Raw genomic sequence first — 26,662 nt, 5'->3', positions numbered from 1 at the left:
CAAGAAAGTCAGGATGCAGTATTTCCTCAGTCCTGGTACCTATATAATGGAAAATATTACTAGGTTAAAAGTCCTGATTTCACAACATTTGGATCAAAATATATAGAGAGGAATAATTTAACTGACGTCTGCCCATACTGATTGACAAACAGTACCATTGAAGTGAGGGATAATATGTTATATCTTCATGATGTTTGGGTAAATTGGTTTGAAGGGGAAGAGAACGGCTATAATGTTTGCCACTTTCATGAATGGAGAAAAGATGACGGTGTTGAACTTCTTGATCAAGTCCCGCTGTTAAAGGTTGATCCAGATTTGTTCCAGTATATTGAAAATGACTTATCGGAATTGCCTCCACAGCTTTTAGATGATGTTTACCAAAAAGCCTATTTGCGAAAAAACCATGAAAGAATCCAGCTTGAATATTGCTTTGTGGTAACGGATGGTGTGGGTATTTTAGCCGTTGATACGATCGGCTATACAATACCGATCCGCAAAAGCAGATTAATACCTAGGCAAGAACAACTCGTATATGAAATGATTGGAACACATGAGCCTAAAAATTATCCATTCCTGCCTCAGGTAAAAGAAAAAGAGTTCCATATTCTTTCTCCTGAACCGGAAGTCATGCTGGGGCTGACGAGAAAAGAAAGACAGCTAAAGCAGCTGTTGTTTATGGCCCTGGACCAATTATTTTCTTCTAAAAATGAAGCCGAAATTCGTTATTGGTTTACTGAATGGTGTCCTGAGAGATATTCCAGCATCCAGGAATTGAATTTTGCTGAAGCATGGGAACAGTTGTATGAAGAAATTAAATTCGGCTGGTCAAACCGGCACGAACTATTCTGTGAGAATATTATTAAAGGTCAGCCATTTTTTGAAAAATTATGGGAAATGGAGCATGGCCCGAAAGTAAATTAAAGCCTGCCCCTAAAAGTATGAAATTCATACTTTTAGGGAGTCAGGCTTTTGTTGTTTAACGCTTTTTACGCCCTAAACCCATGGCATTTTCCATTTTCTTGAGAGTCTTATTGGCAACTTGATTTGCCCGTTCAGCGCCTCGGTCTAAGATGTCGTCCAATTCTCTTGATTCAATCAAATTGTAATATTTTTCTTGTATGGGCTTAAATACATTGGCAACAACTTCAGCTAAATCGCCTTTAAAATCTCCATACCCTTTTCCTTGGTACATTTCTTCTAATTCTGCAACGGATTTATTTCCTAAAATGGAGTAAATCGACAAAAGATTTGAAACTCCAGGTTTAAGAACAGGATCGTATCTGACGATTCCTTCCGAATCTGTCACAGCGCTCTTAATTTTTTTTATGATCTGATTTGGTTCATCTAATGGAGTAATAAAGGATTTCTTATTTGGATCGGACTTGCTCATTTTTTTGGTTGGTTCCTGCAAGGACATGATTCTCGCTCCAATTTTCGGGAGACGAATATCTGGAATGGTTAACACTTCTTTGTATTTTTTATTAAACCGCTCCGCTAAGTCACGGGTTAGTTCCATATGCTGTTTTTGGTCTTCTCCCACAGGAACAACATCTGTATTATACAAAAGAATATCGGCAGCCATTAAAGGCGGATACGTTAACAAACTGGCTGACACCGCTTCTTTGCCTGCCGATTTATCTTTAAATTGTGTCATTCTTTCGAGTTCTCCGATATAGGAAACACATTGCATAATCCAGCCTGCCTGCGCATGTGCCGGCACTTCAGATTGAATGAATAAGGTTGCCTTTTCCGGGTCAATCCCCACTGCTAGATACAAGGCAGCCAAGCTACGGATGTTCTTCCGCAATGTAGCTGGGTCCTGAGGGACCGTAATGGCATGCTGGTCGACAATACAAAAGAAACAATTGTATTCATGTTGCAGTTCGACAAACTGCATCATCGCTCCAATGTAGTTTCCAAGTGTTATCGTACCACTAGGCTGAATGCCTGAAAAAATCGTTTTCATTCTAAAATACCTCCTTAAAATATAAAAAACCACCCGTCCCAAAAAACTATAGGGACGAATGGCTCGCGGTACCACCCTAATTACTCATAAAGAGTCACTTGCTCCGATTGCCATAAACAATGGCTGTTTACATCGGATCCTTTTAACGCAAGGCAACGTCTTTTCCTACTCACTATACTAGTTCAGTTTTCAGAAAGAAGCTTTAAAGTCCATTCCGCACTGTCTTCGTGTTTGTTTCCACCAGCCACAAACTCTCTGAAACGAAATTCCAATACGTACTACTCTTTGTCAACGCTTTTTAATTTTCACTTTAATAATTGATATTATAAAGAATTACATAATTAGTTTCAAGTTCGTCAATTATAATAGATAAACAAGGCAATCAGCATCAAAGCCCCTGTTGCTATTCCATATAGGAGAAGAGGTTTGAACTGGATAGTTACCATTTCGGATAAAGATGGAATTTCATCAAACTTCCTTTTGGCTTGTCCTCTGGAGAAAGCAAAATTAAATGACTTGGCAATGACATCAAAAAATCCGCCCTGGATGGTATAGATCAATAAAGAGGAAAGCAAGAAGAAAAAGGTAACGTAAAAAGATATATTGATATAGTACAAAAGTGTAATTTTATGGAAACTGATGTATGAAAGAAAACATATTATTACCTGAATAATTGTTAGAAAAATAAAATATTTTCTAAGCTGCTTTTTCACAAAAGAACCCCCAAAGCATTGATATTACAAGAAAAACTAAGAAAAAACGTTTTATAAGAATTTATTATAGCATAAAATATTGGAACCTATACATTACAAATGTTGCTATTGTGTAAATAAATTTTAAAAAAGTAATGTACAATAACATGAAAATATGTATAATAGAGAATGTAGTAATTTTTCAGAATAATAGAAAAGGGAGGTCTATAAGTGAAGAAGTCAAAACTTTCACTACTTCTAGTACTATCACTTGTACTTAGCATGTTCCTTGCAGCATGTTCAGGCGGTGATAAAAATGAAGGAAAAGACGATGAAGGAACAAAATCCGGAGAAGAAAAACTTGCTGCTAAACAAGAACTAAATATTCTTGAATCAGCTGAAATTCCTACAATGGACAGCGTAATGGCTGAAGACGTATTAGGTTTCACTATGATCAATGCCGTAAACGAAGGTCTATATCGTTTAGATCCTGATCAAAAGGTAATACCGGGCGTTGCTGATGGGGAGCCTGCATTCAATGACGATAGAACAGTTTTAACTATTAAATTGAAAAAAGATACAAAATGGTCTAATGGCGACCCAGTCACTGCAAACGACTTTGTATACTCATGGCAGCGTGCTATCAATCCTGATACCGCATCTCCATATGGTCCATATATGATGATGGGCAAGATCAAAAATGCAACACAAGTTGCTGAAGGTGAATTACCAGTTGATCAATTAGGTATCAAAGCTTTGGATGATTATACACTAGAAATTACTTTGGAAAGACCGCTTGAATATATTGAGTCCTTGCTGACTTTCCAATTGTTCTACCCTCAAAACCAAAAGTTTGTTGAAGCAGAAGGCGAAAATTACGCTAAAGATTATTCACATTTGCTTTACAACGGTCCGTTTAAAATGACTAAATGGGATGGACCTACTGGCACTGAGTGGGTATTAGAAAAGAACGAAACTTACTGGAATGCAAAAGAAGTCACTCTAGAAAAGATTAACTTCAACGTATCTAAAGATCCTCAAGCGTCTGCAAATGCTTATACTGCAGGTGAAGCTGATATTACACCAAAGCTTGCACAAGCAGCTATCCTTTCACAATTTGAAGGATCTGATGATTTACTGCGTTATCAAGAGCCATCAATTTGGTGGATCAAGATGAACGAAAAGAACCCTGCGTTGGCAAACGAAGACATCCGTCGGGCAATTGCTTTAGCAATTGACAAACAAGCGCTGGTTGATGACGTATTAGCAAACGGTTCTGTCGCTGCTGACTACCTTGTTCCAAAAGGATTCTCTTTTGATGAAGATGGTAAAGATTTCCGTGAAACAACTGGAACTTACTTAAAGACAGATCAAGATAAAGCTAAAGAACTATGGGAAAAAGGTCTTGCTGCAATTGGCCAAAAAGAAGTATCGTTTACCATGGTTGACCAAGATACAGAAACAGCTAAAACAACTGATGCATTCATTAAAGAACAATTAGAAAAAACACTTCCAGGTCTTAAAGTAACCATTGAGAATGTTCCATTCAAGATTCGTATTGCTCGCGAAAACGATGAGGACTATGATTTGATGTTTGCTGGATGGGGACCGGACTATGCTGACCCGATGACTTACATGGATTTATGGATCACAGATGGCGAACAAAACCATATGGGTTATAGCAATCCAGAATTTGATAAGTTAATCAAGGCTGCAAATGAAGAACTAACAGGCAAAGAACGCTGGAAGGCATTGCAGGATGCTGAAAAAATCTTGTTAGAAGATGATGCTGCTTTTGCACCGATTTATCAACGTTCCGTTAACTTGTTAATTAATCCGAAGGTTAAAGGCTTTGTTCACCACGCATTCGGATCAGATTATAGTTACCAGTGGATTAAAATCACAGAATAGTAACTATTGCTAATCAAATAAAAAAGAGAGTATATTTAGATATACTCTCTTTTTACCTGTAGGAGAATTGTCGAAAAATGACGAATTTTATGCGAATTAGGAGGTGCAGGTGATGGCAAAATATATCTTGCAACGGGTTATTTATATGATTATCACTCTATTTATTGTTGCATCAGTAACTTTTTTCCTCATGAAACTAATCCCAGGAAGCCCGTTTAATAATTTTGAAAAGCTGTCAGATGTACAGCAGAATATTTTGCTTGAAAAATATGGGTTGAATGATCCCGTGCCTGTTCAGTATGTAACGTACATGAAGAACATGGTGCAAGGTGATTTGGGAGTATCCTTCCAGTTTGATAATACCCCAGTTACAGAACTTCTCGCGAAACGTGTTGGACCTTCCGCGATATTAGGTTTGGAAGCAATGGTTTTTGGTGGTCTATTTGGAATATTTCTTGGAGCCATTGCTGCGCTAAGACAAAATACATGGGTTGACTACACATCAACTTTTCTCGCTGTAGTTGGAAAATCAATTCCTTCTTTTATCTTTGCGGGTCTGCTGCAGTATTACATTGCTGTAAAGCTGGGTTGGCTGCCGGTTATGTTCTGGAAAGGCCCAGAATATACGATTTTGCCTGCTATAGCTTTAGCAATGTTCCCGTTATCGATTGCAGCACGTTTTATGCGGACTGAAATGGTTGAAGTATTAGGATCGGATTACATTACTTTAGCAAGAGCTAAAGGAGCAAGCTATTGGCAAATCAGTATCAAACATGCATTGAGAAATGCGCTAATTCCGGTTGTTACAGTTTTAGGGCCATTAGCGGTTAGTTTAATGACCGGTTCACTAGTAATTGAACAGATTTTTGGTGTACCAGGAATCGGAGAACAATTTGTAAAATCAATTAATATGAACGATTATCCGGTAATCATGGGGACAAATATTTTATTTGCTGTTCTATTTGTTGTCGTTACCTTGCTCGTTGATATTCTTTATGGAATTATCGACCCGCGTATCCGACTATCTGGGGGGGGAAACTAAATGCTTAATAAAGATTTAACGATTTCAAAAGACATGTTTGAACCTGCCCATGTCGATCCTAATAAGAGTGAAAAAATTGCGAAAGCCAGTTTAAACTTCTGGCAGGATTCCTGGCTCCGGATTAAGAAAAATAAAGCTGCTATTGTCAGTATGGTTATTCTTATTCTGTTAATTATTATGGCTTTTGTTGGGCCATTATTAACACCCTATGGGTACAGTGATCAAAATACAAAGCATAATAACCTGCCGCCAAGAATTCAAGGTTTAGAAAATGTTCATTGGCTTCCTTTTGACGGTACTTTATCAAGAAGAGACGGCACGGAGTATAATGCCTATGAAGTGCGTAAAGTAGATGCATATTACTGGTTTGGTACTGACAACCTGGGCCGCGATTTATTTGCCCGTGTTTGGAAAGGTACGCAAATTTCTTTATTCATTGCCTTTATGGCTGCCTTAATTGATATGCTAATCGGTGTTTCCTATGGTGCTATCTCAGGATATGTTGGGGGAAAAACAGATAGTATCATGCAGCGGATCATCGAGGTTATTGTGGGTATTCCAAACTTAATTATTGTTGTATTAATGATACTTGTTTTGAAGCCGGGAATTATCCCAATTATTATCGCTTTGACGATTACAGGCTGGACAAGCATGGCTCGTGTTGTTCGGGCACAAGTATTAAAATTTAAAGCTCAAGAGTTTGTATTGGCCTCCAAAACCTTAGGGGCTTCGAATTTTTCGATTATTTTCAAACATATGATTCCGAATATGTTTGGTATCATTATTATTAATACGATGTTTTCAATCCCGAACGCAATTTTCTTTGAAGCATTCCTTAGCTTTATCGGCCTGGGGCTGCAAGAACCGAATGCATCATTGGGTTCGTTGGTGAATGATGGATATAAATCAATGATTGCTTTCCCATATCAAATGATTATTCCATCGATAATGATTGCATTAATTATGGTTTGCTTTAACCTGGTAGCAGATGGTTTACGTGACGCACTTGATCCAAAAATGCGTGATTAGAAGAGAGGTGAATGACAGTGGAGAAAATTCTAGAGGTTAAAGATTTAAATATATCGTTCCATACGTTTTCGGGGGAAGTTAAGGCGATTCGAGGCATTAGTTTTGACTTGAATAAAGGGGAAACTTTAGCTATTGTAGGGGAATCAGGTTCAGGTAAGTCCGTTACAACGAAGGCCATCATGCGTTTGCTTCCCGAGAATAACTCAGAGATTAAAAGCGGGGAAATTCTCTTTGATGGCAAGGACTTGACGAAACTGAATGACAAGCATATGCAAAAAATTCGCGGCCATGATATTTCAATGATATTCCAGGATCCAATGACTTCCTTGAATCCAACCATGAAAATAGGAAAACAAATTATGGAACCGTTAATCAAGCACCAAAATATGAGCAAGCATGCTGCAAGAGAACGAGCAATTGAATTATTAAAGCTCGTTGGGATTCCAAAACCGGAGATACGCGTTAATCAATATCCGCACCAATTTTCTGGAGGAATGAGGCAGCGTGTGGTGATCGCTATTGCATTGGCATGCAACCCTAAAATTCTGATTGCGGATGAGCCGACGACAGCATTAGATGTAACGATCCAGGCACAAATCCTTGAGTTAATGAAGGATTTGCAAAAGAAAATTGATACATCCATTATTTTCATTACCCATGACCTTGGTGTCGTTGCTAATGTGGCAGACCGTGTAGCGGTTATGTATGGCGGGAAAATTGTTGAAATCGGAACGGCAGATGAGATTTTCTATAATCCACAGCATCCTTATACATGGGGGCTTATTAGTTCAATGCCGGACATGGATACAGATGATGAGGAGTTATACTCGATTCCAGGTACGCCGCCAGACCTATTGGATCCTCCAAAAGGTGATGCGTTCGCACCAAGAAATCCATATGTCATGAAAATCGATCTAGAGCAGGAACCGCCGTTCTTTAAGGTTTCTGATACCCATTATGCTGCAACATGGCTGCTACATCCGGATGCACCAAAGGTAGAACCGCCGGAGGCTGTAAAGAGACGCCAAAATCAATATGTTGGAATAAAGGGGGGGAAATAATTGGCTGAAAGACAAAAGCTGCTTGAAATAAAAAATTTAAAACAATATTTTAATGTCGGCAAACCAAATGAAGTTCGGGCAGTTGATAACGTTTCATTCGATATTTATAAGGGCGAAGTTATGGGACTTGTAGGCGAATCAGGCTGCGGCAAGTCCACAACTGGCCGTACAATCATTCGGTTATACAATGCCACTGGCGGGGAAGTCCTGTATGATGGAGTCAATGTTCATGGCAAAAAATCAAAAAAACAATTAAAAGACTTCAACCGAAAAATGCAAATGATCTTCCAGGATCCATATGCTTCATTAAACCCCCGTTTGAAAATTGCTGATGTTATTGCTGAGGGAATTGACATTCATGGGCTGGCAAAAACGAAACAGGAACGGATGGAAAGAGTTTATGAACTTCTTGAAACCGTAGGATTAAATAAAGAGCATGCCAACCGTTATCCGCATGAATTTTCTGGCGGGCAGAGACAGCGGATTGGTATTGCTCGAGCATTGGCCGTACAGCCTGAATTTATTATTGCGGACGAGCCGATTTCAGCATTGGATGTTTCGATCCAGGCCCAAGTCGTAAATCTCATGAAGCAGCTGCAAAAGGAAAAGGAATTAACCTATCTATTTATAGCCCATGACCTTTCTATGGTAAAATATATCAGTGATCGGATTGGCGTTATGTATTTCGGAAAAATGGTGGAGCTTGCACCGGCAGAAGAATTATATAAAAACCCGCTGCATCCATATACTCAGTCCTTGTTATCTGCGATCCCATCTCCGGATCCAATTAGTGAAAGAACAAGGAAACGTAAAAGTTATGACCCTGCAAGCCATCAATATAATGAAAACGAACTCGTTGAATTTAGAGAGGTAACTCCAGGGCATTTTGTCCTTTGCTCAGAAAAAGAGTTCAAACTTTATCAAGCCCAAGTCAAATAATAAAAAACGATCTCAAAGTTGAGATCGTTTTTTATATAGAAATAAATATCTATTTTCTTTTGCCGCCAACCATTTTCCAACCAGTTTGGTATTTTGCTGTTTGGTCGACAAATTCACTCCGCCGGCCCCTGGCGAATAAAGCCTTTCCAATTCCATTTGTCAATACACCCATGATGGCGGTAATTCCGATAATCAATACAGCAACAACGAGTAAATCAGTTATGTAACCAGCCATATGCATCCCTCACTTTATGTGAATTCTTCTTCGTATGAATAGGAGTATCCCTTACCTTTATTTTAAAAGAAGTTTCATCTAATGGAAAGGAAAAAACAAAAAACAGTCTCGAGTTTTTTGTATGCGTTTTCATTCATGCGGTTTAATTGATAATGAAGTTTGCTGTTTTATTATCAACTTATATAAGTTTTTAAACTAAGAAATTGAAAATGGGCGTATTTATCTGAAGGCCGAAAAATAAGTAGCACAAATAAACGAAAAATATATAGTAGAAAGACCTCATTAAGAAAATTTTAACTTATATAATCGAAAATTTATGAAACATTTGCAAGGAATATTCGTCTAATTATAGAGAGATTGTTATAAAATCGATACTTTTGTAATATGATTATTTTTCAAAAAAGCATATCTTTTTCTGAAACAGTGGTGTATAATTTATGATATAAATTCCTTATTTATAATTATTTTAATTTATTAAGAATCTGTTTAAAATGACGTACCAAATATATCGCAACGATTGTAAAATTTAGAGGAGTGTGAAGATGGATGGTAACACTATACACCTCACCAAGTTGTACATCATGTAGGAAAGCAAAATCATGGTTAGAAGAGCATGAAATTCCATACAAAGAAAGAAATATTTTTTCTGAGCCGCTGTCTATGGATGAGATTAAGGAAATCCTGCGCATGACGGAGGACGGAACAGATGAAATTATCTCAACCAGATCAAAGACATTTCAAAAATTAGATGTTAATCTAGATACAATGCCGCTTCAAGATTTATTTAAATTGATAAAAGAAAATCCTGGTCTGTTGCGCCGTCCAATCATCATCGATGAAAAGCGTCTTCAGGTTGGCTATAACGAAGACGAAATCCGCCGTTTCTTACCTAGAAAAGTTAGAACCTATCAACTGCGTGAAGCGCAGCGTATGGTAAATTAGATGAAAACTTGGACTTCCATTTGGAGGTCCTTTTTCTATAGGATATATTTGTGATTTTCCCCTGAATTTGATATAATAAAAGGAATATATAGCGGAACTTTTTATTCTATAATTTGGTAACTGGCTATAGGCCCTAAAGGATATAGGATAAATGATTGTTTTAGCTATTTTGGACTTTTTTATTTCCCTATTTACTTCTTTTGTCATAAAATAAAGTACAAGAGTATTTATTCATAAAAAAGGCATGATGGAGAATAAACTTTTTTATAAGGGTAAATGCTATAGGCATTATCTGCTTGGGGGTATTTAGTCCCTTCAATATGGACAGTGGAAGGGAGAGGTTTAGATGGATATCGAACGTATCAATGAAAATACTGTTAAATTTTATATTTCCTATGTTGATATAGAAGAAAGAGGCTTTGACCGCGAGGAAATTTGGTACAATCGCGAACGAAGTGAAGAATTATTTTGGGAAATGATGGATGAAGTTCATGATGAGGAAGAGTTTGCAGTAGAAGGACCGCTCTGGATTCAGGTTCAAGCTCTTGATAAAGGTCTTGAAATCCTAGTGACGAAGGCGCAGATTTCAAAGGATGGCCAGAAATTTGAACTCCCAATCCCAAATGAAAAACTAAAAGACCTGCCCGTCGATGAAAAAATTGAGGAACTTTTGGATCAGCATTTTCAACCGAATTTTTCTGATGACGATATTTTACTTGAAGATGAAACATTGGAATTTATCCTAGCCTTTAAGGATTTTGAGGATGTTATTATGCTGTCGAAGAGGCCGGGTTTAGATGATTTAATAACGAAATTATATTTCTTTGAAGGAAAATATTATCTGTATACTGAATTCCCAGAAGATTTATTTGAGGAAGATGAGATAGATGATATTTTGAGTATTCTCCTCGAATATGGTTATGAAACACAGCTGACGATCCATCGCATTCAAGAATACGGGAAAGAGATCATTTCTGACAATGTTTTTGCTGAATTGCGAAAACACTTTAACTAATAAACGTACCGATTTCTTATTGAAATCGGTTTTTTTGATTGAACAGGGAAATATTCTCTGGATGAATCCTTTGTTCAGGAGGTGATCGACACTGAAAAACACAGTAAGGGTAATTCTTTATTTGTTGGCACTTATTATTCTTTTGTTTTTGTTTAGGCATCGGTTGGAAAGTGGCATTTTAGGGTTTTTAAGTGTTTTAATCACGTTATCTGTTATGTTTATTGGGTTTGTCATATTTTTAGAGAACCGCCATCCTACACAAACGATTACTTGGCTTGTTGTCCTTGGAAGTTTTCCGCTGGTTGGTTTTATTTTTTATCTCCTATTCGGAAGAAACTATCGGAAAGAAAGAATGTTCCGAAAGAAGTACTTTCTAGATAAGCAGGCATTTTTAACGGTTGAGGGAGAAGCTGACCCAAGAAGTGAAGAAAAGCAGCGATTAATGGGTGAACATCAGGGGAAATTATTTAACTTGGCTCAAAAGCTAGGAAATAGTCCGATATCTTTCGATACAGAAACAAAGGTTTTAACCAATGGCGATGAAACCTTTAGCCATATTTTAACGGAACTAAAAAGGGCAAAACACCATATTCACCTAGAATACTACATTATACGCCATGACCAAATTGGCCAGGAAATAAAAAACATATTAATTGAAAAAGCACTTCAAGGGGTTAAGATTCGGTTTATGTATGATGCCGTTGGTTCCTGGCAGCTTTCTAAAGCATATATTGGTGAATTGAAAAAAGCGGGAGTGGAGACAGTTTTGTTTGGACCTGTAAGACTTCCATTTTTAAATAATAAATTTAACTTCCGCAACCACCGTAAGATTATTGTGATTGATGGGAATATTGGCTTTGTTGGCGGGCTGAATATTGGTGATGAGTATCTTGGCAGAAATCCTGGTTTTGGTTTTTGGCGGGATACTCATTTAATGCTGAAAGGTGAAGCGGTCCGTACTCTGCAGCTTATCTTTCTGCAAGATTGGTATTATATGACCAATCATAGCTTTTTAACAGCGGAATATTTATCACCCCAAATTAAACGAGAAACTCATGGAGGAGTCCAGCTGATTGCAGGAGGACCAGATAATGAATGGAGTGTCATTAAGAATATTTTCTTTTCGATGATCAGTTCAGCAAGGAAGTCCGTTTGGATTGCATCTCCGTATTTTATTCCAGATGAAGATATTTTTTCGGCGATAAAAATCGCAGCATTAAGCGGGATTGATGTAAGGCTGCTCGTGCCTAATCGTCCTGACAAACGAATTGTTTTTCATGCTTCAAGGTCTTATTTTCCTGAGCTTTTGGAAGCAGGGGTTAAAGTATACCAATATGAGCGGGGATTTATGCATAGTAAGATTGTTATTGTCGATGGTGAGCTTGCTTCGATTGGCACCTCTAATATGGATATGAGAAGCTTCCATTTGAATTTTGAAGTTAATGCATTTTTGTTCCGGACAAAAAGTACCGAAAAGCTAGTGGCGGAATATTTAAAGGATCTTGAATACTCGATTCAGCTTGACTTGAAAACTTTCCAAGAGCGTCATTTTGGTTACAGGCTGCTCGAATCTACAGCAAGGCTGTTATCTCCGCTCTTATAAATATTTATTATGTATGTTCACTTTGAAAAACTCGTCGAATTTGACGGGTTTTTATTTTTTGAAAAGGATTTTCGGCAAGATTGGAGAATGTATTAGGTGGAAAGGGAGGAGATAATCATTGTTAACGGCAAAAACTAAATCAGGAAAATTGCTATGCCTTGGATTGGACTACAGAAAGGAAACCCTTTTGAAGCTTCGAGCTCAAGAGGAATTCCTTTGTCCTATATGCGGGGAAAGTGTTACGCTGAAATTAGGAGATCAACGAATCTTTCATTTTGCCCATAAAAAAGGCGAGACTTGTTCAATAGTGCTGGAGGGGGAAACAGCCCGCCACATGGAGGGGAAACGGCAATTATTTCAATGGCTGGCCAGGCAAAGGATTCCATGCATTTTGGAACATTATGACCGGGAGATTCAGCAGCGCCCTGATATTATGTTTCATTTTAATGGAAAAAGATATGCTTTGGAATATCAGTGTTCTACTATTGCAGAAAAAGATTTTATCAAACGGACCGCCAGTTATTTAAAAAATGATTATGTGCCGCTTTGGATTATATCAAGTGACCATCTTAAACATGGAAAAGGAGATTTTGCCACGCTTTCGGGCTTTGATTATTTATTTTTAAGAAATTCGCCCTCCGGAAATCTTTATATTCCTGCTTACAGCTCCGAAAAACAGCTTTTTCATTTTGTTTCCTCGATTACGCCTTATTCAATCAAAAATGCTTTTGCCAGCCATAGCTTTCACCAGCTTGAAAGCATGAAACTGAAAGAGTTATTGGAACCTCGATCAATAAACAGACCAATCCCAATGGCTTATTGGATTAAAAATCTTGAACGGACCAAAATGATGTGGTCGGTTCATGCGGATGTGGGCAACAGCCCGTTTCTCTCAGAAATCTATCAGCAGTCCCTTAATCTTTTCTTGCTGCCTCCCGAAATTGGGCTTCCCGTCCCACACACTCTCTACATTCAAACGCCTCCCCTCATTTGGCAGACTTATTTCTATCTGGATGTCCTGAAAAATAGGCAAGCTGGTGATATTATTTCATTTGAAGAGATCAAGAGTCATTTTAATAAACGGGTCAACCGAAAACAAATTATCCTTAGGCATCTGCCCCAGTTGGAGCAGGAACAGGTTCCTATCCAGCCGTTATTGGAATACCTCCATTTATTAGCCCAATTTGACATGATAAGTCTTGATGAAAAATCCTACGCCCTATTTATAAGACAGCCGTTGTCTATCCCCACAACAAATCGCCAAAGTGAAACGAGAAAGCTGGCTTTTCTTGAGAAATACGGCCACGTGATGAAAATCCATAAATGAAACCGCAAGTTTGGGCATAATATAGGGAGAATTCGCATTTATTTGCAAGCATAAAAGAGGAAAATGGCAGGACATAAAGAATAAAATGGTATGGTAGCAACATATTTCTAGATTTGGAATGGAGGATAAAAATGGCGAACGAAGCTGCGGTAAAATCACTTCCCTCAAGAAGTGAAATCCCTGTAGAGGAAACTTGGAAATTAGAAGAGATTTTTGCGAGTGATCAGGATTGGGAACAGGAATTTCAAGAGGTGTCCAAATTAATTCCTGGAATAAAAGAATTTGAAGGCAAATTAGGAGAAAGTGCCGAGATCCTTTATAAAGCCCTGCAATATCAAGATCAGCTATTGGAAAGACTTGGAAAGCTATATACATATGCCCATATGAGATATGACCAAGATACAACCAATTCTTTTTATCAAGGGTTAGACAGCCGTATTCAAAATCTTTATGCGCAGGCAGCAAGCCAACTTGCCTTTATTGTACCTGAAATTTTGTCCATTGATGAAAGCATGGTAAATGGATTTTTAAATGAAAAACCGGAATTAAAGCTTTATGAACATGCTCTTGAGGAGATTAACCTGCAAAAACCTCATGTACTGTCAGGAGAGCAGGAAGCTCTCCTAGCAGAAGCTGGTGAAGTAATGGATGCATCTAGCAATACATTTGGCATGCTTAACAATGCGGATATAGAGTTCCCTTCGATTAAAGATGAAAATGGGGATGAAGTTGAAATTACCCATGGGCGTTATATCCGATTCTTGGAGAGTAAAGACCAGCGGGTACGTCGTGATGCTTTTAAGGCTGTTTATAAAACATACGGGCATTTCAAAAATACATTTGCCAGTACGCTAAGCGGTAATATCAAAAAAGATAATTTCTTTGCAAGGGTACGAAAATATGATTCTGCTAGACATGCTGCACTTGCTTCCAATAATATTCCCGAGACCGTTTATGATAATCTTGTAAACACGGTAAATGAAAATCTTCACCTGCTGCATCGGTATATAAAGCTCCGAAAAAAGGTATTGGGGCTTAATGAGCTGCATATGTACGATTTGTATACACCCCTCGTAAAAGATGTACAAATGGAAATTAAGTATGAGGAAGCAAAAGAGCTTGTTCTAAAGGGCCTAGCTCCCCTAGGCGAAGAATACTTAAGTATTTTAAAAGATGGATTCGAAAATCGATGGGTTGATGTGCATGAAAATAAAGGGAAACGCAGCGGGGCTTATTCTTCAGGTGCATATGGGACACATCCGTATATCTTGTTGAACTGGCAGGATAATCTGAATAACTTGTTTACATTGGCCCATGAATTTGGCCACTCGGTACACAGCTACTACACGCGAAAAAATCAGCCATACCCATATGGGAATTATTCCATTTTTGTTGCTGAGGTTGCTTCCACATGCAATGAGGCATTGTTAAATGATTATTTGCTGAAGACGATTGACGATGAACAAAAGAGGATTTACTTGCTAAACCACTACTTGGAAGGTTTTAGGGGCACTGTTTTCCGCCAAACGATGTTTGCGGAATTTGAACACTTAATCCATCAAAAAGCCCAAAGTAATGAGGCATTAACAGCGGATTCGTTAACAAGTATGTATTATGAGCTAAATAAAAAGTATTTTGGGGAAGACGACATAGTAATTGATGAAGAAATTGGGCTGGAATGGGCAAGAATCCCTCATTTCTATTATAATTATTACGTTTACCAATATGCGACAGGTTTCAGCGCTGCCACTGCCTTAAGTAAACAGATCCTTGAAGAAGGGGAGCCGGCAGTGAAACGTTACATCGAATTTTTGAGCGCCGGAAGCTCCGATTATCCGATTGAGGTCCTGAAAAAAGCAGGTGTTGACATGAATAGTGCCGAACCTATTAAAAATGCTTGTAAAGTATTTGAAGAAAAACTGGGTGAATTAGAACAGTTATTATCTTAACAGGAAGGGATGGCGCAGAATTTGTGCTATCCCTTTATTAAAATCCCTTAAATCTCCTGCGGTCATTAAAAGTAAAGGTGATGATGAAAATGGCTATAAATAGTAGAGGAAAACTGATTAACACTGGAAAAACTTTTAATAGAGCGAGTATTTGCAGGAAAAAAGAAGCAAGGAAAAACACTAGCATCAGCAACAATGAAAATCGTTTCATGGTAACCTTCCTTCCCAAATTTGTCCCACAGGTAAATTATATTTCGATTCGGTGAAATTATGATAATTTGACAATTATGTGAAAAGAAGCACATAGTTATTGCCAGCTTTATTTATGAGTGATATATTAAATACGTGAAGTTGATCACAACAAACATATACCCCTTTGTTTGACCGTGAAAAATTTCTCCCATCCCCTTTGTTCGTATTAATAGAAAAATGCCTTGCAGATCCCCTGCAAGGCATTTTCACTTTTTACCGAAAATAGTTTTGGGGCGGGAGAGCAAAGAGCTATTCCGCGATGTACCTCCAATACGTGCCATAGCTTCCAGGTCTTTGTTCTACCACTTGCTTCAAGATTAATTTTTTCATTTCCCGTTCTATTTGCGAGATTGGCATGTTATAAATTAAAGCAATTTCTATTGATGTCACGAATTTATTTATTTTTATAAAGGTTTCTAACGCTGGCGGGGGAGATTTGACAGGTCTTTCCGCCAACATTTCCTCCAGGATTTGAACATAAACCTCATACGGATATGTCCCAGTGATTTTAATCCCTTCATCTTCCACGTTTTCATTAAAAAATACTAGGGTTGGGATTTCACAAACATCCATTTCGGCTGTCACTTTTAAATCGCATTGGAATGCTTTTGCAGCACTTTCTGAATGCATGTCTTTCATAAATTCTTCCACATCAAGTCCTGCTCTTTGGGCACAATCAATTAATGTCTGGATATCCGTGATATATTGTCTCTCTATATATAAAACTTCTTGTAAGTAGCGCAAATAGCGATTGCCTGCTCTTCTTCCCTGTAGTTCGGCTGCTTTTAATGCAATCGAAACGTAATAAGGAGCGGTCACTGAATTTTCAAATGATAAATTTCTGTCACCGGCTATACCCGATTTGCTTGCGGCTTTCTCCCAAACTTCTGCGATATTCTCATAATTTTTTTTCTTGCTTTGGTTCAAACTCGCTAATCTCCCGGATAATACATGTTTAAGTGAAAAGTAACGGCCGTATTCAATCCGGAGCTTCTTCAATACTGGTTCTAGAGCCCAGCATTCCGGACTGAGCGGGTCAATAAACATATAAATTTCAATCGGCTTTCTGTCACTGCCATGACAAAAATGCTTTTGGCTTTGAGAGGAAGGACTATTCACGATTGATCACCATCGGTCTGGCCGCTGTCAGGCGTATTAACCATATGCTGGGCAGTCAGATAGAGTCTTGAAAAAAATTCATCCCTTATCGGGCCATTTAAACCTATGGTATCCATCGCTTCTCTCATGCAGGAAAGCCAAGCTTGGGCACGTTTTGGTGTAATTGGAAACTGAAGATGCCGGGCCCGCAGCATTGGGTGTCCGTGCTCATTTGTATAAAGGGACGGTCCGCCTAAGAATTGAGTTAAGAATTGTTTTTGCTTTCGAGCTGTTTCTGATAAATCATTTGGGAATATTGGAGCAAGATCAGGATGTTGTGCAACTAGGCCATAAAAAGTGTCCACAAGTTGGTGCAGCGTTTCTTCCCCAATGGCCTCAAATGGTGCTAGCTTGTTTTCAATCATGTTGACAACTCCTCTAACTTCAAATAATGGCTAGACAAAAGCCGCTAATAAAATTCCATTCATATCGAAATAGCTGGAATTTAACTGCAACTAATGGACTAGATAACAGATGTTTTTCTTTATTTTATCAATGGCGATTTTATATCTCAAATGAATTGCACTGTGATACTAACTTTATCTTTTTGACTATGTTCTTAATGTATGCATTTTGCCGATCTATTTTCAGAAATGGAATGGAAATTTAGTCCATTTGTTTTAATTCGAAGTGATCCGGTATTTTTGATGATAAAAACGCTGGATCTTATTTTCTGTTTCCCGTTTAGGTATGCCGCAGCATTGCAATAATTTCAAAAATTCGATTCTTCCTTCTTGAAAATCAGGTACTTCAAATTCTAACTCGTAATCTTCATGATTTAAATAAATACTATGGTCTAACACTATTAATCCATGTTTGTAGGAAGTCTCTGCCCGATGGGTAACCAATGAGCCAAAATATTCAATATCTGAAAATGAAATGCCTTTATCTTCAAGGATCCCGCTAATGGCACCTAATGGAAGCTTTCCATATTGGATAGCTTGATTTGCTTCTTCACTGGTCAACCATTGATTGGTTTCTAAAAGCCCTACTGCTGCAGGCTGTTTCAAGGTCATTTCAAAAGAATTTTGCTTATTTCTGATCCTTAAGGCACACCCCAGCTGTTTTAATGCAAATAGGGGGGTGTCAAAGTAATGGTTTTCCTGAGAAAACTTGTCTTTTTCATCCAGCTTAAAATTTCTCAATAAAGCCTCATATTCTTGTTTCGTCAGCATATTTTTAAATTCAATTTCTATCGTTTGCGACAATTCAAACACCCTTTCATAATATCCTTAGTTTATGCTGGAGCTATTCTTGGGAGAAATTCATGAATTATGCTAAAATATATACGTATCTTATGGAGGTTATTAAATATGAAGAAGAGTATTTCTATTATAAGTGCAATTGCCCAAAATGATAAACTTTTATTACAGGCAGCTGAGAAGATTATGGGACTGATTCCAAGCGGGCAGATTCTTGTAGATTCGGACCATTTTTCATTCATTTACATAATGGAGGAACAAATCGATTATACATACATAGTATTGCCTGAAGCAATTTGGCCTTTCTTGAAAATGGCTCTGGAACAAAAACTTCCTTTGTATATTGGATATGGGGATGACCAAATCGAACTCGAGGGCTTTCATGAAGAAATGGAAAACTTGATTGCAAATATAAAAGGCAATAGTAACTACGGAAACGACATGGTTACCAAGGTGGAAGCAATATTTTAGCGCAAATTGGTGGACAGAGGTGTGAAGGCATGAAGCAATGGGACAAATTTTTAGCCCCCTACAAGCAGGCTGTAAATGAACTTAAAGTCAAACTAAAGGGATTGAGAGGCCAGTTTGAGCTCGATTCCACACATACACCAGTAGAATTTGTAACAGGCAGGGTAAAGCCAATTGCAAGTATTCTGGATAAGGCAAACCAAAAGGGAATATCCTTGGATAAATTAGAAACAGAAATGCAGGACATAGCCGGTTTGCGAATTATGTGCCAGTTTGTGGAAGATATCCACCGGGTTGTCGAACTGTTAAGAAATCGCAACGATTTTGAAATCGTGGAGGAAAGAGATTATATCTCCCATGAAAAAACAAGCGGATACCGGTCCTATCACGTTGTCATCAGCTATCCGGTACAAACCATACATGGTGAAAAGAAAATCCTCGCAGAAATTCAAATCAGGACACTGGCCATGAATTTCTGGGCAACCATTGAGCATTCACTGAATTACAAGTATATGGGAGCGTTTCCTGAAGATATTAAACTAAGGCTGCAACGGGCAGCTGAAGCGGCGTTTCGACTTGATGAAGAAATGTCACTTATTCGTGGTGAAATAAAGGAAGCCCAAGCCTTTTTTACAAGAAAAAAAGAAGCATCACAGGAAGAAAATAATTAAACGGACCCTTATTATGCACTTTTAGCACAAGGAGAAACCATTATGAAATTTGCGATTACCTCAAAAGGCGATCAAAATTCGAATATACTCATGCATAAAATGAGAACGTATTTACATGATTTTGATCTAAAATACGATGAGGACCAACCGGATATTGTCATTTCCATTGGCGGTGATGGAACCTTGCTTTATGCCTTTCACCGGTACAGCAGCCGGTTAAGCAAAACTGCATTTGTCGGGATTCATACTGGACATCTTGGATTTTATGCAGATTGGACCCCTGATGAAATCGAAAAGCTTGTTATTGCCATTGCCAAAACGCCCTTTCAGGTCGTGGAATATCCCTTGCTTGAAGTGATCATCCGTTACTCTCATGCGGGGAAGGAATCCACATATCTGGCATTAAATGAATCGACAGTTAAAAGTGTGGAAGGCACTTTGGTAATGGATGTAGAAATCCGAGGACAGCATTTTGAGCGTTTTCGCGGTGACGGCCTATGTGTTTCGACTCCTTCAGGGAGTACAGCATACAACAAAGCGCTTGGCGGAGCGATTATCCATCCTTCCATCGATGCCATTCAAATTGCTGAAATGGCATCCATTAATAACCGGGTATTTAGAACGGTTGGCTCACCGCTCATACTGCCAGCCCATCACACTTGCATGTTAAAACCGGTGAATCGCACGGATTTCCAGGTGACAGTGGACCACTTGACCATGCTGCATAAGGATGTTAAGTCGATTCAGTATCGAGTTTCTGAAGAAAAAATTCGGTTTGCCCGCTTTCGTCCGTTTCCATTTTGGAAGAGAGTACATGATTCATTTATTTCCGATTGAGCCAGGGAGGAACAAATGCCATCACGTTTTCAACTTGAGTGGGTGATTGAAAAAGAGGATTCTGGACTAATCCTTCGTGACTTTTTAAAACGGAAAGAAATTTCCCGTACTGCCCTGACGGATATTAAATTTAAAGGCGGGGATATTCTTGTCAATGGGGAAGCTGTCACGGTTCGTTATTCTCTGAAGGCACAGGATTTATTGACAGTCATTTTCCCAAATGAGGAGCCTAGCGCCGGTTTCTCCGGTGAGGACATTCCGTTAAACATCATATTTGAAGATGACTATCTATTGATTGTTAATAAACCGGCTTATATGAATACCATTCCATCCCGTGAACACCCTGCAGGCAGTTTAGCGAATGCTCTAATGGGCTATTACGAAAAAATAGGCTTGCCGGCTACTGCACATATTGTGACCAGGCTTGATCGAGATACTTCAGGGATTGTTTTGATCGCCAAGCATCGCCATGTTCATCATTTATTTAGTATGATGCAGCGGGACCATTTAGTGAATAGAACCTATGAGGCACTTGCAGAAGGCGGGATTTCCGCTGATACAGGTACGATTACGGCGCCGATAGGCAGAAAAGAGCAAAGTATTATTGAGCGGGAGGTCCGGCCTGACGGCCAATATGCCCGAACACATTACCGGGTACTTAATAGATACAGCCAATTTACCCAAATTGAATTGAATCTGGAAACGGGCCGCACCCATCAAATTCGGGTTCATATGTCCTATTTGGGCCATCCGCTGCTTGGTGACGATCTATATGGAGGTGATACTGCCATCATAAACAGGCAGGCCCTTCATTGTAAAAAAATTGCTTTTATTCATCCTATTACACATCAGGAACTCGTATTTACGGCAGCTCTGCCTTTAGATATGAAAAAAGTTATAGAGGCTGAACAGTTGAAATAAGTTCAGCCTCTTGTCTTTTAATGTCATCAACTCACAAATTTACTCTTTGAGAATGGTCTAGTTCCAGGACGGGTCTTCTTCTTTTTCTATACAAAATGCTTAAATTTTTCTTCCACATATGGCATAGTAGAAGGAACAGAGAAAATTTCCATCTCTGGATATCGTAAGGCAGTGAGCTTCCCTCCAAAGACTGCGCCCGTATCAATGTTATAAGTATTATTGATTATTCTAGGCTCCTTGACGGGAGTATGTCCGTAAACAATGCAGGCTTTGCCATGATAATGGATCGCCCAATCTCTTCTAACTGGAGAGCCGTCAGGATGTTTTTCCCCTGTAATATCACCGTACAATACAAATGTTTTTACCTTAGCATCCGTCCTGCCAATAAAATCCTGACGAATACCCGCATGAGCAATAATGAGCCTTTGCTGATCTAAAACTAAATACAGTGGAGCATTTTCATATAACTCGATAAATTTTCTTCTAATCGATTGTTGTTCGTCTTTATTTAGTGCTTTATATTCTGCCACAGTGGTTTCGAGGCCATGGCTAATTTGGACCTTATTGCCAAGAAAGTATCGATAGAGCTTGTTGCAATGGTTTCCTGGGGTATAGCAGGCCAGTTTCCTTTGCATCACTAATTGCCAGACCAGTTCAATTACTTTAAGTGACTGTGGTCCTCTGTCGGTTAAATCGCCAACAAAACCAAGAATTCGATTCTCTGGGTGAATGGGAATCCCGTTATCCCATCGATAACCCAGCTTTGCGGTCAACTCAGCCATTTCCTGATAACAACCATGGATATCGCCAATAATGTCTATTTTCATAAAAATACCCTTTCTGCTGAATAATTGATTTAAAGGAGGAAAGTGATTTGGAACATCAAGTATCTGTCACATCTTTAGTAATCGTTGTCACGATGGCATTTTTAACCCCCATCATTCTGCATAGGTTTAAATTAAACTTTATTCCTGTAGTCGTTGCCGAAATTATCGTCGGCTTGATTCTGGGACAAAGCGGGCTAAATATCGTTCATGAAGATACATGGCTCTCTACTTTGTCCACACTTGGTTTTATCTTCCTGATGTTTTTAAGCGGGCTGGAAATTGATTTTACTGCTTTTTCCCGCGGGAAACAACGGGAGACATTACCGAATGGCAAGAAAGAGCCAAACTCGTTTACAGTTTCGTTTGCCATATTTATCGGAATTTTTATTATTTCATTAGGATTATCCTATTTATTTGTCATCGCAGGATTTATTGAAAATGCCTTTCTAATGACCCTAATCATCTCTACCATTTCTTTAGGGGTTGTGGTTCCGACCCTTAAAGAAGCGCATTTGATGAAATCAGGCATTGGGCAAATTATTTTACTTACAGCGGTGATAGCCGATTTGGTGACCATGGTGCTGCTTGCTGTTTTTGTATCGATATACGAAGAAGGCCATGGGAGCACGTGGCTGTTATTCATATTATTAGCGGCAGGATTGGTCCTTTATTTCATCGGCAAAAGGTTTAAAAATCGGTCGATTATGGAAACACTGTCAACCGGAACGGTTCAAATTGGAACAAGAGCGGTTTTTACCCTTATTATTGTACTAGTCGGTTTATCCGAAACGGTTGGAGCAGAAAATATCCTTGGAGCTTTTATAGCCGGTGTGCTCGTTTCATTATTATCTCCTAACCAAGAACTGATTCACAAACTCGATTCATTTGGGTATGGATTTTTAATTCCCATCTTTTTTGTGATGATTGGAGTAGAATTGGATATTTGGTCACTGCTCAGCAATCGGAAAATGCTGGCATTGATTCCTCTTCTATTACTCGGATTATTGTTATCAAAGCTTGTTCCGGCTTATATATTAAAAATTTGGTACGGTACCAAAACGGTTGTTGCCTCCGGATTTTTATTGACGTCCACCCTTTCTTTAGTTATTGCTGCTGCCACAATCGGTGAACGAATAGAGGTTATTACGGAGCAAATGAAAGGGACTTTTATACTGGTGGCGGTCATTACGTCGATTATCACACCGATTGTGTTTAAAAAATTGTTCCCTCGGGAGATGGCATTGAATAAAAAAATCCCGATCGCCTTTTTGGGAGCTAACCAGATCTCACTTCCGGTATCAAGAGAACTAAAGACAGGTCTTTATGAGCCTGTCATTTATCACCCTAAAATAGAAAAAGGGGAGCAAATTTCGGATTCCCTTTTTGAAATTGAAGAAATTGCTGATTATTCTATTGAAACCATTAATCGAACAAAAGCTTTTCAATCAGAAATTGTGGTTATTTCAACCGGGAATGAGGAACTCAATGCATCGCTGGCTTCAGCTGCAAAACAAAACGGTGTTCCCAGGGTCATTGCCAGGATTGAAAATCCATCTGTAGAACAAAACCTGCGTCAACAGGATATTGAAGTGTTTTCATCCTTTATGTCCACAAGAGTGCTCTTACGGGCGCTTATTGAGTCGCCTGCCGTGATTAACATTTTAACCAATCAGGAAACGGGGCTCTATGAAATCGTTATGAAAAATAACCAATACGATGGCATTTCGCTTCGCCGTTTTCCGTTTACCGGGGATATTATATTTGTAAGGATATTCCGCGGCAAGGATTCCATTGTGCCCCATGGAGAAACGGAACTGCAGATGAATGACCGGCTGATAGTAACAGGGAGCAGGGAGTACGTAGACGAGCTTATTCAAGAATTGGAGTTTAATGAAACACCTGATCAGCATTTTTATTAGCGAGAGTGGCTTTTCATTTTTTAAGAATTAGTGTAGAATTAGGACCAAGTACTAATATCTTGTTATGATAGTAGGAGGATCTAAAATATGACTCTTTCATTAGCTGGAAAAACATTTGTAGTAATGGGTGTTGCCAATAAACGAAGTATTGCTTGGGGGATTGCCCGTTCACTTCATAATTATGGGGCAAGGCTGATCTTTACCTATGCAGGGGAACGAATTGAAAGCAGTGTCCGCGAATTGGCTGAATCTCTTGGAGCGGAAGGCACGATGGTGCTTCCTTGCGATGTGACAAGTGATGAAGCGATAGCTGATTGTTTTGCAAAAATTAAGCAAGAGGCTGGTACGATTCATGGGATTGCGCATTGTATTGCATTCGCTAAAACCGAGGAGCTTAAAGGCGATTATCTCAATGTAACACGGGACGGTTTCCTGCTGGCACAAAATATCAGCTCGTATTCATTAACCGCAGTTGCCAAAGAAGCCCGGGAACTCATGACAGAGGGCGGAAGCATTGTTACCTTAACTTACTTGGGAGGAGAGCGGGCCATTCCAAATTATAATGTCATGGGTGTTGCCAAGGCATCACTAGATGCAAGTGTCCGCTATTTGGCTGCCGACCTAGGCAAGGAAAATATCCGCGTTAATTCAATTTCTGCTGGACCAATCCGAACCCTTTCGGCTAAAGCTATCGGCGAGTTTAACTCCATTTTAAGAGAAATAGAGGAAACAGCTCCATTGCGAAGAACGACTACCCCTGAAGAAGTCGGAGATACTGCTGTGTTCCTATTTAGTGACTTATCCCGCGGAATTACCGGTGAAAATATCCATGTTGATTCCGGCTACCATATTCTTTAACAGAAGTGAGGCTGACACTACGTGTCAGCCTCTTTTGCTGTTTAAAATTATAGTTAACGGAATTAGGCATTTCGCATACATATATAGAGTGTAAGGTGAGGTAAAGGAGGTGCCGTGCATGTCTAGTAAAAAGCTTCAGGGACCGTTGTTATATATTGAACAGCCTTTTATGAGAACGCCACAAAATCTTCACATGCAAGAGGTATTTACAAGCAGGCAGGATAGGGTGCAGCCCGAAGAAGTTCTGAAAGTGGGAGAAACCATTAATCTTGAACCTATTCTTGAACCGGAAGTTGCAGAGAGTCCGGTGCCGATTGAAATGATGCAGCAGGAAGAGCCAGAACAGGATCAGGCTCCGCAAAGTCAAGAAAAAAGACGGCCTGCTTTAAGCAGAGTCAAGCCGTTTAAGGAGATGAGTTTAACAGAGAGAATTGATTACCTGTTGGACTTTCCGAAAGTTCTCCCGCCGGTCAAGTGCGTTTTCTATACAGATGATGAAAAATATTTGGGGGTTTTGGTTGGATACGAAAATGACCAGGTTGAGATTCAAGTTCCAAATCAATCCTCGAACATCATTATTCCGATGGAGGATTTAAAAAACATTATTATGATTGGCATTAGAAGGTAAACCTCCTTAAAAGCAATACACTGCACTGCCTAGCTTAGTGTCCTGAAAGATATAAAAAAGGCCAGCCGATATACCGACTGGCTTATTTTTTAGTCGCAGATTCCTAAGTTTACATCGGCAATGCACTGGATAGCACAGAAGCAGCTAAGGTCAACTGTAACACAATCTTCAGATGCTTCGAAGTCTGTTACCTCACAAACCTTTGAAAGGTTAATACAGCACTTATCACCGCTGCTTACCAAATTAATCGGCATAAAGTGTCCAGCAGAATCGGTTGTTCCAGGTATTAATACCCGAAGTGTAGCACAGCAGTTATCAAATACTTCTTCAACCCGGAAATAGATTGATACACAGCAGCTGATGCCCTCTTCGTGGAAGAATGCATGAAACGGTGAACCGTCGGCTGATTTTAATGCGAATACGCGAGTATCCGGTGCTGTTCTTGTTGGTGATACGAGAGATCCAAGCGGTTCGTTAAAGCAGCTAGTACAAGGCTGGCATTCATCTTCAACAGCTGCATTTTGTATATCTAGAATTGCACGCACTACTTCGCATACGCAATTTCCGCCGTGAAAGTCATCACGATGTTTTCCACAACCCATTTGTTTTTTCCTCCTTAACCCGTAATGTATCTTACATTACTAACATATTTCGCACAGCCCTTATGGGTTACGGACAATTGCCTTTTTTAATAAAATTAGGCGGTTACAATCTATTAGGCAAAAAAGAGGGGACAGATGTGTTATGAAAATTACTTTTTTAAATCTGATTATTTTATCACTGGCAAGTTTCCGGCTGACAAGATTGGTGGTCTATGATAAGATAACTGAATTTATCCGGGCTCCGTTTTTTGATGAAATCGAAGAGGAAAATGAAAATGGAGAACGGGAAATATTTTATATTCCCAAAGAAAAGGGCTTTAGGCATTTCTTTGGAGAGCTGTTGAGCTGTTATTGGTGTACGGGAATATGGACGACAGGAGCGATTATTCTCTTCTTATATCAATTTCCAAAATGGACTGCTCCTTTTGTTATTCTTTTGGCTGTTGCAGGATTGGCAGCTATTTTAGAGACAATTGTCCAGCGGATCCTTGAAAAATAAGGGATTTACCCTGAGACAAGACTTGCTTTGCAATCATATTCTATTAGTAGTAATGAAAGTATATTTGGGAGGAGAGAGGTTTGTGAGAAAAACGCGAATGAAATCGGCG

General features: G+C 39.0%; 27 protein-coding genes and 1 other annotated feature. Of the genes, 19 read left to right on the top strand and 8 right to left on the bottom strand.

The window, feature by feature from the left end; all coding sequences use genetic code 11:
• Window positions 1–174: 174 nt before the first annotated feature.
• Window positions 175–921, top strand: coding sequence for a YjbA family protein (locus NFS43_RS14790; protein ID WP_251552492.1), 747 nt, complete (start codon window positions 175–177; stop codon window positions 919–921).
• A 55-nt stretch (window positions 922–976) separates the two neighbouring features.
• Here the strand turns inward: NFS43_RS14790 and trpS are convergent, their stop codons facing one another.
• Both trpS and NFS43_RS14780 read right to left on the bottom strand, forming a co-directional pair.
• Window positions 977–1,966 carry a tryptophan--tRNA ligase gene (trpS, locus tag NFS43_RS14785; RefSeq protein WP_251552476.1) on the bottom strand — a complete coding sequence of 330 codons (990 nt, stop codon included), beginning with the start codon at window positions 1,964–1,966 and terminating at the stop codon, window positions 977–979.
• A 47-nt stretch (window positions 1,967–2,013) separates the two neighbouring features.
• Window positions 2,014–2,267 (bottom strand) — a binding site (T-box leader).
• Between the two features lie 55 nt (window positions 2,268–2,322).
• The gene (locus tag NFS43_RS14780) at window positions 2,323–2,679 is read right to left on the bottom strand and encodes a DUF3899 domain-containing protein (protein ID WP_251552475.1); all 357 of its coding nucleotides are present in this window, start codon (window positions 2,677–2,679) and stop codon (window positions 2,323–2,325) included.
• A gap of 210 nt (window positions 2,680–2,889) precedes the next feature.
• Here NFS43_RS14780 and NFS43_RS14775 point away from each other — a divergent pair, with 210 nt between their 5' ends.
• From NFS43_RS14775 to NFS43_RS14755, 5 genes are all read left to right on the top strand, one after another.
• Window positions 2,890–4,569, top strand: a complete 1,680-nt coding sequence (locus NFS43_RS14775) for a peptide ABC transporter substrate-binding protein (protein ID WP_251552473.1) — start codon at window positions 2,890–2,892, stop codon at window positions 4,567–4,569.
• Window positions 4,570–4,681: 112 nt separating this feature from the next.
• Window positions 4,682–5,611 (top strand): oligopeptide ABC transporter permease, encoded by a 930-nt coding sequence (gene opp3b / locus NFS43_RS14770; protein ID WP_251552472.1) that lies wholly within the window; start codon window positions 4,682–4,684, stop codon window positions 5,609–5,611.
• On the top strand, window positions 5,612–6,640 hold the full coding sequence (gene opp3C / locus NFS43_RS14765; protein ID WP_251552471.1) for an oligopeptide ABC transporter permease: 1,029 nt from the start codon (window positions 5,612–5,614) through the stop codon (window positions 6,638–6,640). It begins immediately after the preceding gene.
• Window positions 6,641–6,657: 17 nt separating this feature from the next.
• Complete coding sequence (locus NFS43_RS14760; RefSeq protein ID WP_251552470.1) at window positions 6,658–7,701, top strand: ABC transporter ATP-binding protein; 1,044 nt, start codon at window positions 6,658–6,660, stop codon at window positions 7,699–7,701.
• Window positions 7,702–8,640: an ABC transporter ATP-binding protein gene (locus NFS43_RS14755; RefSeq protein ID WP_251552469.1), complete on the top strand. Its 939-nt coding sequence runs from the start codon at window positions 7,702–7,704 to the stop codon at window positions 8,638–8,640.
• Between the two features lie 49 nt (window positions 8,641–8,689).
• On the opposite strand, the gene NFS43_RS14750 is transcribed toward NFS43_RS14755, so the two are convergent.
• Complete coding sequence (locus NFS43_RS14750) at window positions 8,690–8,875, bottom strand: hypothetical protein (protein WP_251552468.1); 186 nt, start codon at window positions 8,873–8,875, stop codon at window positions 8,690–8,692.
• Window positions 8,876–9,421: 546 nt separating this feature from the next.
• Between NFS43_RS14750 and spxA the strand changes: the two genes are divergently transcribed.
• The 5 genes from spxA to pepF all read left to right on the top strand — a co-directional run bounded on the left by spxA (window position 9,422) and on the right by pepF (window position 15,711).
• A complete protein-coding gene (spxA, locus tag NFS43_RS14745; RefSeq protein WP_251552467.1) occupies window positions 9,422–9,817 on the top strand; it encodes a transcriptional regulator SpxA in 396 nt (131 codons plus the stop codon).
• Window positions 9,818–10,163: 346 nt separating this feature from the next.
• On the top strand, window positions 10,164–10,832 hold the full coding sequence (gene mecA, locus NFS43_RS14740) for an adaptor protein MecA (protein ID WP_251552466.1): 669 nt from the start codon (window positions 10,164–10,166) through the stop codon (window positions 10,830–10,832).
• A gap of 91 nt (window positions 10,833–10,923) precedes the next feature.
• Window positions 10,924–12,435 carry a cardiolipin synthase gene (gene cls / locus NFS43_RS14735; protein WP_251552491.1) on the top strand — a complete coding sequence of 504 codons (1,512 nt, stop codon included), beginning with the start codon at window positions 10,924–10,926 and terminating at the stop codon, window positions 12,433–12,435.
• A gap of 118 nt (window positions 12,436–12,553) precedes the next feature.
• A complete protein-coding gene (locus NFS43_RS14730; RefSeq protein ID WP_251552465.1) occupies window positions 12,554–13,762 on the top strand; it encodes a competence protein CoiA in 1,209 nt (402 codons plus the stop codon).
• A 131-nt stretch (window positions 13,763–13,893) separates the two neighbouring features.
• A complete protein-coding gene (gene pepF, locus NFS43_RS14725) occupies window positions 13,894–15,711 on the top strand; it encodes an oligoendopeptidase F (protein WP_251552464.1) in 1,818 nt (605 codons plus the stop codon).
• A 501-nt stretch (window positions 15,712–16,212) separates the two neighbouring features.
• Here the strand turns inward: pepF and NFS43_RS14720 are convergent.
• The 3 genes from NFS43_RS14720 to NFS43_RS14710 form a co-directional block, all read right to left on the bottom strand.
• Window positions 16,213–17,082 (bottom strand): ClpXP adapter SpxH family protein, encoded by an 870-nt coding sequence (locus NFS43_RS14720; protein WP_251552463.1) that lies wholly within the window; start codon window positions 17,080–17,082, stop codon window positions 16,213–16,215.
• Window positions 17,079–17,486: a globin domain-containing protein gene (locus tag NFS43_RS14715; protein WP_251552461.1), complete on the bottom strand. Its 408-nt coding sequence runs from the start codon at window positions 17,484–17,486 to the stop codon at window positions 17,079–17,081. The genes NFS43_RS14720 and NFS43_RS14715 overlap by 4 nt, the downstream gene beginning before the upstream one ends.
• 255 nt (window positions 17,487–17,741) lie before the next feature.
• Entirely contained in the window at window positions 17,742–18,329 is a 588-nt protein-coding gene (locus NFS43_RS14710) for a CYTH domain-containing protein (RefSeq protein WP_251552460.1), read from the bottom strand.
• Window positions 18,330–18,434: 105 nt separating this feature from the next.
• On the opposite strand from NFS43_RS14710, the gene NFS43_RS14705 reads away from it, so the two are divergent.
• The 4 genes from NFS43_RS14705 to NFS43_RS14690 are packed head-to-tail and all read left to right on the top strand — an operon-like array spanning window position 18,435 to window position 21,220.
• Window positions 18,435–18,794 (top strand): UPF0738 family protein, encoded by a 360-nt coding sequence (locus tag NFS43_RS14705; RefSeq protein ID WP_251552459.1) that lies wholly within the window; start codon window positions 18,435–18,437, stop codon window positions 18,792–18,794.
• Window positions 18,795–18,823: 29 nt separating this feature from the next.
• Window positions 18,824–19,462, top strand: a complete 639-nt coding sequence (yjbM, locus tag NFS43_RS14700; protein ID WP_251552458.1) for a GTP diphosphokinase — start codon at window positions 18,824–18,826, stop codon at window positions 19,460–19,462.
• A 42-nt stretch (window positions 19,463–19,504) separates the two neighbouring features.
• A complete protein-coding gene (locus NFS43_RS14695; protein WP_251552457.1) occupies window positions 19,505–20,299 on the top strand; it encodes an NAD kinase in 795 nt (264 codons plus the stop codon).
• A 15-nt stretch (window positions 20,300–20,314) separates the two neighbouring features.
• Window positions 20,315–21,220, top strand: a complete 906-nt coding sequence (locus NFS43_RS14690) for an RluA family pseudouridine synthase (RefSeq protein ID WP_251552456.1) — start codon at window positions 20,315–20,317, stop codon at window positions 21,218–21,220.
• An 86-nt stretch (window positions 21,221–21,306) separates the two neighbouring features.
• Here NFS43_RS14690 and prpE read toward each other — a convergent pair whose 3' ends face one another.
• Entirely contained in the window at window positions 21,307–22,047 is a 741-nt protein-coding gene (gene prpE / locus NFS43_RS14685; RefSeq protein ID WP_251552455.1) for a bis(5'-nucleosyl)-tetraphosphatase PrpE, read from the bottom strand.
• Between the two features lie 47 nt (window positions 22,048–22,094).
• Here prpE and NFS43_RS14680 point away from each other — a divergent pair, with 47 nt between their 5' ends.
• From NFS43_RS14680 to NFS43_RS14670, 3 genes are all read left to right on the top strand, one after another.
• Window positions 22,095–23,966 (top strand): monovalent cation:proton antiporter family protein, encoded by a 1,872-nt coding sequence (locus NFS43_RS14680; protein ID WP_251552453.1) that lies wholly within the window; start codon window positions 22,095–22,097, stop codon window positions 23,964–23,966.
• 87 nt (window positions 23,967–24,053) lie between these two features.
• On the top strand, window positions 24,054–24,824 hold the full coding sequence (gene fabI, locus NFS43_RS14675; protein WP_251552451.1) for an enoyl-ACP reductase FabI: 771 nt from the start codon (window positions 24,054–24,056) through the stop codon (window positions 24,822–24,824).
• Window positions 24,825–24,942: 118 nt separating this feature from the next.
• Window positions 24,943–25,452, top strand: coding sequence for a CotO family spore coat protein (locus NFS43_RS14670; RefSeq protein WP_251552449.1), 510 nt, complete (start codon window positions 24,943–24,945; stop codon window positions 25,450–25,452).
• Window positions 25,453–25,541: 89 nt separating this feature from the next.
• On the opposite strand, the gene NFS43_RS14665 is transcribed toward NFS43_RS14670, so the two are convergent.
• Window positions 25,542–26,054, bottom strand: a complete 513-nt coding sequence (locus NFS43_RS14665) for a CotY/CotZ family spore coat protein (protein ID WP_251552448.1) — start codon at window positions 26,052–26,054, stop codon at window positions 25,542–25,544.
• Window positions 26,055–26,196: 142 nt separating this feature from the next.
• On the opposite strand from NFS43_RS14665, the gene NFS43_RS14660 reads away from it, so the two are divergent.
• Window positions 26,197–26,553, top strand: coding sequence for a DUF1360 domain-containing protein (locus tag NFS43_RS14660; RefSeq protein WP_251552447.1), 357 nt, complete (start codon window positions 26,197–26,199; stop codon window positions 26,551–26,553).
• Window positions 26,554–26,662 lie beyond the last annotated feature (109 nt).

The sequence above is a fragment of the Neobacillus muris genome (assembly GCF_943193175.1).
GTDB classification, from domain to species: Bacteria; Bacillota; Bacilli; order Bacillales; family Cytobacillaceae; genus Neobacillus; species Neobacillus muris.
The sequence above is the reverse complement of the archived record's forward strand: the minus strand, read 5'-3'. Positions and strand labels throughout refer to the sequence as shown.

Bases quoted from the DNA above. Each gene is read 5' to 3' on its own strand.
- NFS43_RS14790 (WP_251552492.1), top strand. From the start codon at position 175: ATGTTATATCTTCATGATGTTTGGGTAAATTGGTTTGAAGGGGAAGAG.
- trpS (WP_251552476.1), bottom strand. From the start codon at position 1,966: ATGAAAACGATTTTTTCAGGCATTCAGCCTAGTGGTACGATAACACTT.
- opp3b (WP_251552472.1), top strand. From the start codon at position 4,682: ATGGCAAAATATATCTTGCAACGGGTTATTTATATGATTATCACTCTA.
- opp3C (WP_251552471.1), top strand. From the start codon at position 5,612: ATGCTTAATAAAGATTTAACGATTTCAAAAGACATGTTTGAACCTGCC.
- NFS43_RS14750 (WP_251552468.1), bottom strand. From the start codon at position 8,875: ATGGCTGGTTACATAACTGATTTACTCGTTGTTGCTGTATTGATTATC.
- spxA (WP_251552467.1), top strand. From the start codon at position 9,422: ATGGTAACACTATACACCTCACCAAGTTGTACATCATGTAGGAAAGCA.
- mecA (WP_251552466.1), top strand. From the start codon at position 10,164: ATGGATATCGAACGTATCAATGAAAATACTGTTAAATTTTATATTTCC.
- pepF (WP_251552464.1), top strand. From the start codon at position 13,894: ATGGCGAACGAAGCTGCGGTAAAATCACTTCCCTCAAGAAGTGAAATC.
- NFS43_RS14715 (WP_251552461.1), bottom strand. From the start codon at position 17,486: ATGATTGAAAACAAGCTAGCACCATTTGAGGCCATTGGGGAAGAAACG.
- NFS43_RS14705 (WP_251552459.1), top strand. From the start codon at position 18,435: ATGAAGAAGAGTATTTCTATTATAAGTGCAATTGCCCAAAATGATAAA.
- yjbM (WP_251552458.1), top strand. From the start codon at position 18,824: ATGAAGCAATGGGACAAATTTTTAGCCCCCTACAAGCAGGCTGTAAAT.
- NFS43_RS14695 (WP_251552457.1), top strand. From the start codon at position 19,505: ATGAAATTTGCGATTACCTCAAAAGGCGATCAAAATTCGAATATACTC.
- NFS43_RS14690 (WP_251552456.1), top strand. From the start codon at position 20,315: ATGCCATCACGTTTTCAACTTGAGTGGGTGATTGAAAAAGAGGATTCT.
- prpE (WP_251552455.1), bottom strand. From the start codon at position 22,047: ATGAAAATAGACATTATTGGCGATATCCATGGTTGTTATCAGGAAATG.
- fabI (WP_251552451.1), top strand. From the start codon at position 24,054: ATGACTCTTTCATTAGCTGGAAAAACATTTGTAGTAATGGGTGTTGCC.
- NFS43_RS14670 (WP_251552449.1), top strand. From the start codon at position 24,943: ATGTCTAGTAAAAAGCTTCAGGGACCGTTGTTATATATTGAACAGCCT.
- NFS43_RS14665 (WP_251552448.1), bottom strand. From the start codon at position 26,054: ATGGGTTGTGGAAAACATCGTGATGACTTTCACGGCGGAAATTGCGTA.
- NFS43_RS14660 (WP_251552447.1), top strand. From the start codon at position 26,197: ATGAAAATTACTTTTTTAAATCTGATTATTTTATCACTGGCAAGTTTC.